Genomic DNA, 13,267 nt, shown 5'->3' on the forward strand with positions numbered 1-13,267 from the left:
ATCAGGGCCACTTCACGCTTGGCGGGTTACTATCTCGCTCTCGTTTCGATCAAGGGTTTCACCTGTCTCATGCCGATGGATCTCTCTGGCCTGCTGCGCCGACTGCTGACCGATAGTCACATCTACTTCGCTCTCAAAGTGCTGCTGGCCATTCTCGGTCTGCTCGCCTTCACCCTGGCCACCGGTAATATCCAGCTCACCGTGCTGCTCTCCCTCGGGGTCGTGGCGGGCGCCATCGCCGAAACCGACGACAGCCTGTGGGGACGGCTCAAAAACCTCGCCATGACGCTGATTTGCTTCATGTTCGCGTCCCTGTGTGTGCAGTATCTCTACCCCACCCCCTGGCTGTTTGCCATCGGGCTCGCCAGCTCCACCTTTATCTTCGTGATGGTGGGGGCGCTCGGTGCCCGCTACGCCACCATCAGCTTCGGCTCGCTGCTGATCGCCATCTACACCATGCTGGGAGCCGCCAAGGCACCGGATCTCTTCTACCAGCCGCTGGCCCTCGGCGCTGGCGCCCTCTGGTACGGGCTGGTCTCGTTTATCTGGCTCTGGCTCCTGCCCTACAAGACCCTGCACGAGCAGCTGGCCCAGAGCTACTTCGCCCTTGGTCGCTACCTGCTGGAAAAGTCCCGCTTCTTCCCGGCGGACGAGCACGGCGCCCAGGCCATTCGCCACAATCTGGCCCAGCTCAACATCAATCTGGTGAGCGCGCTGACCCTCACCAAATCGGCCCTCAATGCCCGCCTGAGCCGGCGCCATCCGGCGAGCCCCGAGCTGGCCAGCCTGCTGCGCCTCTACCTGCTGGCGCTGGAAATCCACGAGCGCGCCACCTCCAGCCACTACCCCTACAGCCGACTGGAAGCCGAGCTCAAGCAGGGCATAGTGCTGGAAGGATTTCAGGAGGTGTTCCTGCAGCTCTCCGAGGCGTGCCAGCGGCTCGGTTACGCCATTCTGGTGCACAAGCCCTACGCCCATAACAAGCGCATCCACTGGACGCTGGAGGCCCTTGGCGATCAGTTGGAGTTCACCAATCTCAAGCAGCACTACCCGAAAACCCTGCTGACGCCGATGAAGTTCCTACGCCGCAATCTGGCCAGCATCAACCAGCTGCTGGGCAGCGCCGAAGTGTTGCAAAACCCCGAGCAACCGGAGCAGGAGCTGCCCGCGCTGGCGCGCCCGCCCCGCCTGCCGCTACTGGCCCAGCTCAAGCAGCACCTCACCTTGCACTCCATGGTGTTTCGCCACGCGCTGCGTTTGTCACTCGGGCTGGTGATCGGCTACGGCATACTGCAAGCCTTTGATCTGGAAAAGGGCTACTGGATTTTGCTGACCGTGCTGTTTGTCTGCCAGCCCAGCTACAGCGCCACCCGCCGCCGACTGGTGCAGCGGATGCTCGGCACCTTCGCCGGCATACTGGTGGGTATTCCGGTGCTCTGGCTCTTCCCCGAGCTGCACGTCCAGCTGGTGGTGATGGGGCTGGCCGCCTTCCTGTTTTTCACCCAGGTGCGCAACAACTACAGCGCCGCGGTCTGCTTTATCACCCTCTACGTGCTGATGGCGTTCAACCTGCTCGATGGCATCGGCTTTGCGATCCTCGGGCCACGGCTACTCGATACCCTGCTCGGCTGCCTGATCTCCTACGGGCTGGTGGCCTGGCTGTGGCCGGACTGGCAGTACAAACGGCTACCAACGCTTATCGCCAATTCGCTGTCTGCAAACGCCCGCTACCTCTCGGCGGTGCTGGCGAGCCTCAAGCAGCAGCGGGACGAGTCCATCGACTATCGGGTGGCGCGCAAGAGCGCCCATCTGGCGGACAGCGAACTGGCTACCGCCTGGCAGAGCATGCTGGTGGAGCCGCAAAAGCGCCGCCGCTTCCTCGATCTCTGCTTTACCCTCACCTGGCGCAATCACGCTCTGCTCTCCTACATCTCGGCGCTGGGGGCCCATCGCGACAAGCTGGAAGCCATCAGCGGACTGGATGAGGTGCGCCACCACATCTGCCACACCCTTGAGCAGGCCGCCGGTCATCTGGCGGGCAACCCCTCCAGCTCCATCGGTGGTCAGTGTCCGGTGATAAGTCCGGACAGCAGCGAGGAGCAGCTGATGCTGACCCAGCAGCTCAACCTGATCAGCGAGCTGGCGGATCAGCTGCTGCATCTGGCCAACGAGAGCCGGTTGCTCACCGGGGATCAAGGCGCTACCATGCCCGCCCAATCCTGATAGCCCCATTAGCGAGGAGCCCTCATGTCTGCGTCCGAAAAACATCAGCTGGAATTCAACGGCCAACTCATCGAGACCGATGCCAAGGGCTACCTGCTCAACAGCAACGACTGGAACGAGGAGCTGGCGCTGGTGCTGGCTGCGCAGGAGGGGATCGAGCTTGAGGAACCGCACTGGGAAGTGGTGCGCTTTGTGCGCGCCTTCTATCTGGAGTTCAACACCTCCCCCGCCATCCGCGCACTGGTCAAGGCGATGGAAAAGCAGTACGGTCCCGAGAAGGGCAACAGCCGCTACCTCTACAAGCTGTTCCCGGAAGGGCCCGCCAAACAGGCGACCAAGATTGGTGGCCTGCCCAAGCCGGTGAAGTGCATCTGATCCCATGCATCTCATCCCATAACAACGGGGGCCGCAACTGCGGCCCCCGTTGTGTTTGGTGCGCTATCTTCGCGCACCTCGTATTCACATCCCTCAGGCTTTCAGCCAGCCTTATCCCCGCTTGTCAGCCAGCGCCACCAACTGCTCCGCCAGCCGGTGGCCGTGCAGGTAGGAGGCGATCAGCTCGCTATCCGCCTTGCCGATCTCAATCTGCTGATACCAGTGCGCCAGCATGGCAGCAAAGCCGCGCTGGGCCAGCACCGGCTGCCAGTCGTTGGGGCTAAGCATCTGCGCCTGCTTGTCGCGGGCGATGCTGCCGCGGGTGCAGTTCTCAAGGTGCAGGGAGAGATTGTCGCCGTAGGCATCGATGCGCTCCTCGGTGATCCCGGCGCTGCGGTTCATGCTGCCGCTGATGGCGCGATCCCCGCTCTGCCAGCTGACGCTAACCCCGGCCAACAGGCTGCTGTCCTTCGTATCCGGTCGCAATACCGCATGAAAGTCGCCGCCCGGCACGCCGCCATAGAAGCAGAGGCTGTCGAGCACATGGATAAAATCGTCGAACATAAAATCCCGCGCCTTGCCCGGCAGGGCGAAGCGGTGTTTCTGCCAGTTCAGCTCGGTGAGCGGCTGAGCGCGCGCCTCGGCCATGGCGGGCAGATAACGGCGGTTAAAGCCGGTAAAGAGGGCGCAATCTTGCGCAATGGCGAGGTTGGCCAGCGCCTCGGCCTCGGCCAGATTGTCGCACAGGGGCTTGTCGACAAAGGTGGGGATCCCTGCCCGCAGGCACTGTTCGGCCAGCTCACGGTGAACGGCGGTAGCAGCGTGGATCATCACGGCATCGGGGCGGCTGGCCAGCATGGCCGCCACATCGGTAAAGCACTCGGCGACCCGATACTGGCGTGCCAGCTTCTCCAGCACTGCCGGATTCCGGGTACAGAGCAGCGGGGTGACCCGCTCGTCGCTCGCCAGCAGCGGCAGATAGGCTTTTTGGGCGATATCCCCCAGACCAATCATGGCAATGCGCATCTCAACTCCTTTTCACTCGATAACGGGACAAGCGGATAACTGCCCGCACCATCGCAGGATTTCTCCCGCAGATCCAGCCTGCCGTTAGCGCACTGGCTGGCGTGTGCAGATCTGTGCAAACAGCGACGTTATTTGGGCATGGCAAGATCGCAGACCGACTTGATCACCTCGGCCAGCCACTCGATGGCGAGATTGCCCTGGCTTTTGCGGTGTCTGCCGACCACCACCTCGAACGGCTGCGGCGCCCCGGCCATCGCCACGGTGCGAAAATCGCCGAGGGCGGCGATGGCCGACGGAATGCAGGCTGCCACGTCATTGACCGACATAAAGGCTTGCAGCGAGGTGTAACAGGGGAGCGTTGCCACCGCCGCGCTGGCAACCTGCTGCGGGCTCATCTGCCCTTCGAAATTGCCGACGCTGTTGGCGAACTGCACAAAGGGGATGGCCGCCAGATCCTGCGGGGCGTTGTCCGGCAGATATCGGGAATCGCGGCGCAGCACGCAGCAGTAGTGATCCCGGCGCAGGGTGGCGCGCAGCAACCCCGGGTCGAGATAGGCATCAAAGCCAATCACCAGATCGACCTCGCCGCTGGCCAGCGCCTCCAGATGCGCTTCGGCCTGAAAGTCCACCACATCGAGCCGGATGGAGGGCGCCTGAGTGCGCAGGGCGCTCGCCAGCCTTGGAATAATGGCGAGCTGGGCATATTCGTTGGCCATCACCCTGAAGGTGCGCTCGCTGCTGGCAGGATCGAAGGGGGCAGCCACAAAGATCCCGTCGATATCGGCCAGGATCTGCTCGAACCTGGCAGCCAGCTCGCAGGCGTAGTCGGTCGGCTGCAACCCGGCGCTCTGGCGGATAAAGAGCTCGGCGGGAAAGAGATCGCGCAGCTTTTTCAAATGGCTGCTCACCCCCTGCTGGGAGATCTCCAGCAGCTCGGCCACCCGCGACACACTCTTGTATCTCACCAGCAGCACCAGCACCCGCATCTGCCTGATATCGATCTTCTCCACCCTTACCTCACCAATTTCAGTTGTATCACATACAAACCACCCATGATTTACATTGTATCAGTGGCTCTCTAACCTTGCAGCTCTTCCAGCAAAGCGAGGTTAACGATGAAAACTGTCATTCTGATTGGTGCTCAGGGGAAAATGGGGCAAGCCGCCCTCAGTGGTCTGGGCAAGCACAAGGTCATTACCGCCAGCCGCTCCGTTGAGGGGTGTGATTTTCAGGTGGATATCACCAGCCGAGAGTCCATCGAGCGGCTCTACCAAAACGTGGGTTCCTTCGATGCGGTGGTCAATACCGCCGGCTATTGCGAATACGCCCCCTTTGGCGAGATGAGTGACGAGCAGTGGCAAACCACCATCCAGAGCAAGCTGATGGGGCAGATCAATCTGGTCAATATCGGCCTCAACTACATCAATCAGGGGGGCTCCTTCACCCTGATCTCCGGCATTCTCAATATCAAGCCGATCCCGCTGGCCATTGCCGATGCCACTACCAGCGGCGCCATCGATACCTTTGTCCAGTGCGTGGCCCACGAGCTGCCCCGCGGCATTCGCATCAATGTGGTCAACCCGACCGTATTGGAAGAGGCGTGGGACGTATATGGCGAGATGATGCCGGGCTTCCAGCCGGTGCCGGGAGCTCTGGTCGGCAAGGCGTTTGAGCGCTCCGTCGATGGCTTTATTAGCGGCCAGGTGCTCTATGTCGATGCCTGATCTTTTTCAGGCCTGACCCCAATGCCTTTGTAATTCCTTGTCGATGTTTTTCCTCTTCCCCGAAAGCACTGCTCTCGGGGCTTTTTGCATAGAGGAACCGGAGTAGCGACAGAATATGATTTTATTTCGACGACGGTACACAGATTTATGTCATCCGGGTCACTGTCAGAGCGGCCTCGTTTGGCTTACTATGGCGCTCTTCTCCCTGTTGCCGAGCAAAGGGACTATTTCAGGCTATTTGCCGGAATGGATTACCGCTGACCAACGCCCTGTTTGGCAGCAGCTTATTGGCGCGGCCACTATTGCCTGTGCGCTATCGGCACTTATAAAACGCGTTATTTATGGATGTATAACGATGAAATCATCAATTGCACTCAAAGCCTTGTCGCCCTATATATTCGCAATATTGTCAGTTGGGCTGATGTCCAGCGGATATCATGCGCTGCCGATCTATTGCGGCCTGGCCATTGTCGTCTATCCGGTGCTGGTTGCCATGCTGGCGGACGAGTGGGAAAAACAGGGGCTGGTCTATCGCGAATCAACCCAGGTCGAGGTTGATGTCAATGTGCGCGGGATCCTTATCAAGGAGCAGAGACGACATCTGGAGAACCTCTACTTTGTCTCGCCGGACCTGATGCAAACCAAACTCACCAGCCTCGCCCGCCTCAAACTGCTGCTCTGCGGCGCCATGTTTGCCGTGTCACTCTATGAATTCGCGCAACAAGCCGAGGCTCAATTTGCCCTGCCCGCCGTCAATCTGATGGATATATCCGGCCTGATAATCGGCCTTGGTGGGGTACTGTTTCTCGGCCACTGCGCGAGAAAAAGCCTCTCCCTCTACGGGACCTGTCGCCATAAAAACTATCTGGTGCAGAGTCATAACGAACCCGGCGCCCAGCTCTATAGCGCAGCCATTTCTACCAAGGCGGCAAACCTGCAAGTGAACCATACCCGCATGTTCGATGCCTTATTGGCGTGGTATTGAGCAACCCTTAATTGGCAACCTTTAATTGCCCCCCCCTTTGGATCAAGATGGCGGGGCAGCAGGTAAGACAATAAGCCCCCATCCCAAACGCGCTCACTGACCACTCTGCCGTGACCGGCGCAGTGGTTGGTTGAGCCTCTATTACCCTCCCTATAGCCACCCTCTGCCCCTCCCCTTGCTTACTGCTTTATCAGAAGTCATCAGCCTGTCATCTGGCTGACATCCCGCGGTCATTTTCAAGCCATAGAGTTTTTCACTTATTTTTCATATGGATAGATAAGGAACATCATGACTTTCCCGCGCTCTTCTTATGTGGCTTTGGCCGTCTCGCTGGTCTTGCTTGGCGGCTGCCAGTCAGAGAACGAATCGTCTGCCGACAGCCAGGGCAAAACCGCCTATCAATACAGCACCAAAGCGGTCTACAGCCCGCAGCAGCAGGCGGAGAGCTACGAGCCAGCGCCTCAGGGGTTCAGCCCGGTCTTTACCGAGATGGTGGCGCGCCATGGCTCGCGCTCCCTCTCCAGCCCGAAATATGACGTGCTGACCAAGCTGGTATGGGAAGAGGCGCAGCGCCAAGGGGCGCTTACCACCCTCGGGCAGGGGCTGGGAGGCAAGGTCGATCTGGTGACGGCCGCCAACCAGAAACTGGGTTATGGCCTGCTCTCGGCGCTGGGCAAGGAGGAGCACGCCAATCTCGCCACCCGGCTGGCGGCACGGCTGCCGACCCTGCTCAACAGCAGTGAGCCCCACTGCATCAAGGTAGTCACCTCGGGCAAGGACAGGGCCAACGAAAGCGCCTTCTACTTTATGGAGAGTCTCAAGCGCAACGTGAGCTATGTCAGCGACTCGGCGCAGTGCTACCTCACGCAGGATGACCCCTCGAAGATCGACAAAAAGCTGGTCAACAAGTTCGAGCTCTACTTCCACAAGACCACGCCCGAGGGGGATTACGCCCGCTACCTGCCCGCCTATGAGAGCTACCAGCGCTTTATCGGCGACGAAGATGCCGGAATTGCCGCGGCCCCCGAGCTGGCCAGAGCGCTGGATCAGCTTAAAAACCTGAGCAAGACCAAAGAGATGGCCCGCAGCATGCTGGAGCGTATCTACAGCAAGGGGTTTGTCGACTATCTGGCGGGCGGCGTCGAGTTTGTCGCCGTCAACCCGGAAGATGGCGGCATGACCTATGTGCGCGACGAAGTGGATGCCGCCCTGATGCTCTACAACCTCTTTATCATCGGCCCCGGCATGATCCGCGAAGCGCAGGCACAGGGCAGCGAACCCTGGGCGCTGGAACAGTTCCTCACCCCACAGGAGTCTGCCTGGTTCTCCTACCTCTCCGATGCGGAAGATTTCTACGAGAAGGGGCCGAGCTTTGCCAACCAGAGCGCCCCCTACGCCATTGCCCAGCCGCTGCTCGACGGCCTGTTTGGCGAGGTGCAGCGTCAGGTGGTGGAGGGCGAGCAGAGCCGACGGGCCACCCTGCGCTTTGCCCATGCCGAGGCCATTATCCCCCTCGCCGCCCTGATGAAGCTGGAAGGGAGCCGTCAAGGGGCCAGCCCGGATCAGCTGTTCAGCCAGCAGAACAACGAGTGGCGCGGCGGCTGGGTCTCCCCCTATACCGCCAATATCCAGTGGGATATCTACCAGAACGGGCAGCGGCAGGTGCTGGTCAAGATGCTCTACAACGAAAAGGAGATCGCCTTTAAAACGGGCTGCCAGCCCTACCAAAGCGGCAGCCACTACTACGACTTCGAGGAGCTCAAGCGCTGCTACGGCTATAAAGGCTAACCCTTCGCACGCCGGATATGGCGATAACAAGGGGCGACCAGCAGGTCGCCCCAATTCACTCCCCTTCCCTGTTTGCCAAAGCGGGATATGGCAATAAAGCCGCCTTCCAGTTCCATTTGCTGATCCAGTTCAAAAAACGATTAATTTCTGATAGTTAAGTCACTTTAAGGCTCGCCTCGGCAGTTTCGTTTGGCTTACCATAGCCATCCAGAACCTGTTGAGCTGCGATGGGTTGCTGCCAAGGATGGCCAAAAAAATACATAAAGCTGTTATTTATGGCTATTCCGTGAAATTGGGCAGTATTACCTTTTGTTCAGAAAGTTGGGCCTAATATTCGCTTGCGAAGACATAAATAGCATAATTTGCGCACAGGAGGCGCAGGAATGAAATTAAAACACTTATCCCCTGATATAATTTCATTAATTCATCATGTTGAGCTTAATGAGTCAGGTTGGTGGAAAAAAGCTATCGGACAAGTTGTAAAAGGAGTTCTTTGGAAAACAGAAACACCTAAATCCATTACTGAACTGCAAAACGCATTACAACAAGATGTTGGGATTAATCTCCCTGTCGACTCGCTTGAAAAACTCCTTAGTACACTTATTTCACAAGGAGTTGTCGCAAAACCAATCTGTGATAAATTCAGACTATCCGAACATGCAAGACTAGAGCTGACAAAAGCGCAACAAAAAGCCAAAGCAGAGCAAGATGAATGCACTGATACATTCTTGGCATCCTGCGCCACATACACTCCATCATTAAACTCTAAAGATGTATGGGAACACTTTCAAAGATCACTTCTACATGCCATACAGGTCACTGGAGCAAACCTTTTTCACCTATTAGCAGATGGCAGGTTACAACGGGACTTTGATTGGGTACACGGTTTTCTTTCTCGATTCTCAACTGAACATCACGATGGCCTCTATAAAGTACTACAAGTATTTTTCACTCCTAGTAATAGTGCTTGTCGAAACCAAATCCTCCGATTACTAACAGCACACTTTTTTGCCGAAGCATCCCAGCTAAAACCAGAAACATTAGCTGCTATTGAAGGTAAAAAGACGAAAAGAACCATCAAGGTAGTACTTGACACGAACTTCATTTTCTCTGTATTACAACTTCATGATAACCCTGGTGATGATTCCGCCCTATCACTTATTGATATTGCTCAACGGGCTGGAAAAAAATTAGACATTAAATTCTACGTACTTCCTGGAACGCTGGAGGAAGCAAAACGAGTAATCCTCCATCAAATGAATCTCATTGATCGCATCAAGACAACAACTGTAATGTCCCGGGCAGCACTTCATCAACCATTACCCAGCATTGCTAAAAAATTCTTCGATACAGCATCACGTAATCCGGGATTATCTGCCCGAGCATTCTTCCAACCATATATTGACGACCTTAAAATAATTCTTCAGGAAAAAGGAATTAAAGTACTTGATGCCCATCCAACTATCTACAATCAACGACAAGATGTTGTTGATGATGTACTGGATGAAATAAAACGTGAAGAACGAGAAATACCTGAGTCCAAGCGCAAAGGATATGAAACTCATCTACATGATGCAGTACTTTGGCATGCAGTTAAAGACCGTCGACCGTCATATTCAGACTCACCTTTTGATGTTGAATATTGGGCCGTATCAATTGATTGGAGATTAATCTCTTTTGACCGAAAAAAAAGAGCCGCCAATGCATCAAACCTTCCTGTGGTACTTCACCCAAGTAACTTAATACAGCTAGTGCAGTTTTGGGTTCCACGATCGCAACAATTGGAAGATAGTTTAGTCGATAGCTTCCGCTTGCCACTTTTTTTTCAGTCTTTCGACCCTGAAGATGAAAGAGCAACAATTCAGGTACTACAAGCTCTTTCACGTTTTGAGAATGTGGATGACTTGCCAGATTCGACTGTCCGCTCCGTCCTTACAAACCGTGCATTAAGAGGGCGATTAAAAGAAGCTGATACATCAAATGATGAGATTTTCGCATTAGTTCGTGAGGAACTACTCTCCGAGCACCAAGCAGCACTGAATTTGTTAGAACAGACTCAGGGAAAGTTAAATGCTACTGTGGCATTCTTGGATACTGAAAAAGCAAGTAAAGAAAAATCAGAACATGCATTATTAGCGACTCAAGAACAGCTAAGAAAGGCAGAAGAAATTGCAATAGAAGCAGAGCAAAGAATTGCCGATGCTGAGCGACTTAGAGAAGCTAAAGATCAACAGTTAATTCAGATTGAAATAAAATCAAAAGAAGCACAAAGAGAGCTAAAAAGACTCCATTACTTCTTGATCGCAATTTTAGCGCCGTGCGCTCTCGGTTTCACTCTAGCCCTAACAGAATATTTCTTGTTTGAGTTCTCGCTTGGACCCATAAACAAACTAATTACTGCCATTCTACTAGGTATTACACCATTGGCATTGTCATGTCTAATTTCACCTTACATCACCATCAAGCATGAAGCACTTCAGAGTTGGCGTATAGTACGAATTGTTAATTGGGTTGGAAAAAAAGCTCTCTTAGTCCCAGGGTCTCTTGCATTAGTTGCTATTTTTCAGGGAGGAATATGGGATTGGGTTAAATCCGTTATGAACTGGAATACATAAGTTAAACCAAAAACTATTGATAATTAGCAAAGGCGACCACTCGGTCGCCTTTTTATTTCGATTACTTTCCAATCAGGAAAACTTACCGCGCCGGTCGTTTGGCACCATTTCCTTTAGCCGCAGGCTTGCCGCCTTGAGCTGCGGGTTTGACGCCCGGCTTGGCAGAGCCAGCGCGGGTCGGCGCCTTGCCCTTATGGGCAGGTTTTCCGGCAGGTTTGCCCTTGCCAGCACTCTTGCCTTCGCCCTGTGCGGCCGGTTTGCCGTTAGCCGCCCCTTTCTGCAGCTGGGAACCCACCGGCTTGCCGCCCGTCGGCTTGTTGCCTGCGCCATTGCCACGCTGATGAGCAATGTTACTGTGGCGAGTCAGGGCCGGTTTCATCCCCTTGCCGCTGGCGGCGCGCTCGTTGCGCCCTTCCGCAGGCACCAGACAGCCTGGGCCGTTGCCAATCAGGTGGCCCTTGCCCATGGCGAGCAGGGCTTCGCGGATCATCGGCCAGCCAGCGGGGTCGTGGTAGCGCAGCAGCGCCTTGTGCAGGCGGCGACGACGCTCGCCCTTGGCAACAAACACATCGCCACCGGTGCGGCTCACCTTGTTTAACGGGTTTTTCTCCGTGTAATACATGGTGGTGGCGTTGGCGAGCGGCGACGGGTAGAAGTTCTGCACCTGATCGAGCTTGAAGCGGTTCTCTTTGACCCAGAGCGCCAGATTGATCATGTCTTCATCCGTGGTGCCCGGGTGGGCAGAGATAAAGTAGGGGATCAGGTACTGCTGCTTGCCCGCCTCTTTGGAGTATTTGTCGAACAGCTCCTTGAACTGGTAGTAGCTGCCCATGCCCGGCTTCATCATCTTGGAGAGCGGCCCCTCCTCGGTGTGTTCCGGCGCGATCTTGAGGTAGCCGCCGACGTGATACTTGGCCAGCTCCTTGATATAGCGGGGATCTTCCACCGCGATGTCGTAACGCACGCCGGAGGCGATGAGGATCTTCTTGATCCCCTTGAGGTCGCGCGCCTTGCGATAGAGGTTGATGGTCGGGCTGTGGTCGGTGTCCATGTGCGGGCAGATGGTAGGCCAGACACAGGAGGCGCGACGGCAGGTCTGCTCGGCCTTGGGGCTCTTGCAGCGCAGCTTGTACATGTTGGCGGTAGGGCCGCCGAGATCCGAGATGACACCGGTAAAGCCCGGCACCTTGTCGCGGATATCTTCGATCTCTTTGAGGATCGACTCTTCCGAGCGGCTCTGGATGATGCGCCCTTCGTGCTCGGTGATGGAGCAGAAGGAGCAGCCGCCAAAGCAGCCACGCATGATGTTGACCGAGGTCTTGATCATCTCGAAGGCGGGGATCTTCTCGTTGCCATAGGCAGGGTGCGGCACCCGCTGGTAGGGCAGGCCGAAGACGCCGTCCATCTCCTCGGTTTCCAGCGGGAAGGCGGGCGGGTTGACCCAGACGATGCGATCGCCGTGAGCCTGCGACAGGGCGCGGGCACAGCCGGGGTTGGTTTCGTGGTGCAGAATGCGCGAGGCGTGGGCGTAGAGCACCTTGTCCTCTTTCACCCGCTCGAACGCCGGCAGCTTCACATAGGTTTTTTCCCACGGCTTGGGCTTGGGCGGCTGCACCAGCACGGGCTGGGCTTCCTGCGCGGCAGGTGCCGCGTCGGTGGCGTCATCCGAGCATGGGGCCCCTTCCATATAGGGGTTCATGATGGGATCGATGCGGCCAATCTGGTCGAGCTTGCTCGAATCCACCCCTTTCCAGCCCGGCAGCGGCTCCTTGCGGATGACGGCGGTGCCGCGAATATCCTGCATGGTGTCGATGGTCTCCCCCGCCGCGATACGGTGGGCCACTTCCACCAGCGGCCGCTCGGCGTTGCCGTAGATGAGGATATCGGCCTTGGCATCGAGCAGGATGGAGCGGCGGATGGTCTCGGACCAGTAGTCGTAGTGGGCGATACGGCGCAGCGACGCCTCGATGCCGCCGATAACGACAGGGACCTCCTTGAAGGCCTCCTTGCAGCGCTGGGTATAGACCAGGGTGGCGCGATCCGGCCGCTTGCCGCCCACATCCCCCGGGGTGTAGGCGTCGTCGTGGCGCAGCTTTTTGTCGGAGGTGTAGCGGTTGATCATGGAGTCCATGTTGCCCGCGGTCACCCCGAAGAAGAGGTTCGGTTTGCCCAGACGCATAAAGTCATCTTTGGATGACCAGTCCGGCTGGGCGATGATGCCGACCCGAAAGCCCTGCGCCTCCAGCATGCGGCCGATGACCGCCATGCCGAAACTCGGGTGATCCACGTAGGCATCCCCCGTCACCAGAATGACGTCGCAGCTGTCCCAACCGAGCTTGTCCATCTCTTTGCGGGACATGGGCAGGAAGGGCGCCGTGCCGTAGCACTCGGCCCAATAGCGGGGATAGGAGAAAAGGTTGGGTACCGGCTGCATTTTGAACACCTGGAAAAATTCGGGTCGCGCATTATACCGGTTGCGGCCAAGGGGAGCGATGGCTTTTTGTCCCTATAGATCCCGCGGAATAGGTCGC

General features: G+C 56.8%; 9 protein-coding genes. 6 read left to right on the plus strand and 3 right to left on the minus strand.

Annotated elements, in window-relative coordinates; all coding sequences use genetic code 11:
- Positions 1 to 69: 69 nt before the first annotated feature.
- Positions 70 to 2,223, plus strand: coding sequence for a YccS family putative transporter (yccS, locus tag AB5Z09_RS07730; protein ID WP_151286682.1), 2,154 nt, complete (start codon positions 70 to 72; stop codon positions 2,221 to 2,223).
- Between the two features lie 24 nt (positions 2,224 to 2,247).
- Positions 2,248 to 2,598: a TusE/DsrC/DsvC family sulfur relay protein gene (locus AB5Z09_RS07735; protein ID WP_151286683.1), complete on the plus strand. Its 351-nt coding sequence runs from the start codon at positions 2,248 to 2,250 to the stop codon at positions 2,596 to 2,598.
- Between the two features lie 111 nt (positions 2,599 to 2,709).
- Here the strand turns inward: AB5Z09_RS07735 and AB5Z09_RS07740 are convergent, their stop codons facing one another.
- Both AB5Z09_RS07740 and AB5Z09_RS07745 read right to left on the minus strand, forming a co-directional pair.
- Complete coding sequence (locus AB5Z09_RS07740; protein ID WP_151286684.1) at positions 2,710 to 3,624, minus strand: Gfo/Idh/MocA family protein; 915 nt, start codon at positions 3,622 to 3,624, stop codon at positions 2,710 to 2,712.
- A gap of 128 nt (positions 3,625 to 3,752) precedes the next feature.
- Positions 3,753 to 4,634, minus strand: coding sequence for a LysR family transcriptional regulator (locus AB5Z09_RS07745; RefSeq protein ID WP_368194992.1), 882 nt, complete (start codon positions 4,632 to 4,634; stop codon positions 3,753 to 3,755).
- A 105-nt stretch (positions 4,635 to 4,739) separates the two neighbouring features.
- Here AB5Z09_RS07745 and AB5Z09_RS07750 point away from each other — a divergent pair, with 105 nt between their 5' ends.
- The 4 genes from AB5Z09_RS07750 to AB5Z09_RS07765 all read left to right on the plus strand — a co-directional run bounded on the left by AB5Z09_RS07750 (position 4,740) and on the right by AB5Z09_RS07765 (position 10,736).
- The gene (locus AB5Z09_RS07750; RefSeq protein WP_151286685.1) at positions 4,740 to 5,348 is read left to right on the plus strand and encodes a short chain dehydrogenase; all 609 of its coding nucleotides are present in this window, start codon (positions 4,740 to 4,742) and stop codon (positions 5,346 to 5,348) included.
- Positions 5,349 to 5,538: 190 nt separating this feature from the next.
- Positions 5,539 to 6,333, plus strand: coding sequence for a hypothetical protein (locus tag AB5Z09_RS07755; RefSeq protein WP_368194993.1), 795 nt, complete (start codon positions 5,539 to 5,541; stop codon positions 6,331 to 6,333).
- Positions 6,334 to 6,621: 288 nt separating this feature from the next.
- Positions 6,622 to 8,121: a histidine-type phosphatase gene (locus tag AB5Z09_RS07760; protein WP_368194994.1), complete on the plus strand. Its 1,500-nt coding sequence runs from the start codon at positions 6,622 to 6,624 to the stop codon at positions 8,119 to 8,121.
- Positions 8,122 to 8,504: 383 nt separating this feature from the next.
- On the plus strand, positions 8,505 to 10,736 hold the full coding sequence (locus AB5Z09_RS07765) for a hypothetical protein (RefSeq protein ID WP_133249545.1): 2,232 nt from the start codon (positions 8,505 to 8,507) through the stop codon (positions 10,734 to 10,736).
- 82 nt (positions 10,737 to 10,818) lie between these two features.
- Here AB5Z09_RS07765 and AB5Z09_RS07770 read toward each other — a convergent pair whose 3' ends face one another.
- Positions 10,819 to 13,170, minus strand: a complete 2,352-nt coding sequence (locus tag AB5Z09_RS07770) for a YgiQ family radical SAM protein (protein WP_110302701.1) — start codon at positions 13,168 to 13,170, stop codon at positions 10,819 to 10,821.
- Positions 13,171 to 13,267 lie beyond the last annotated feature (97 nt).

Source organism: Aeromonas sp. R2-2, assembly GCF_040908355.1.
Classification (GTDB): Bacteria; Pseudomonadota; Gammaproteobacteria; order Enterobacterales; family Aeromonadaceae; genus Aeromonas; species Aeromonas veronii.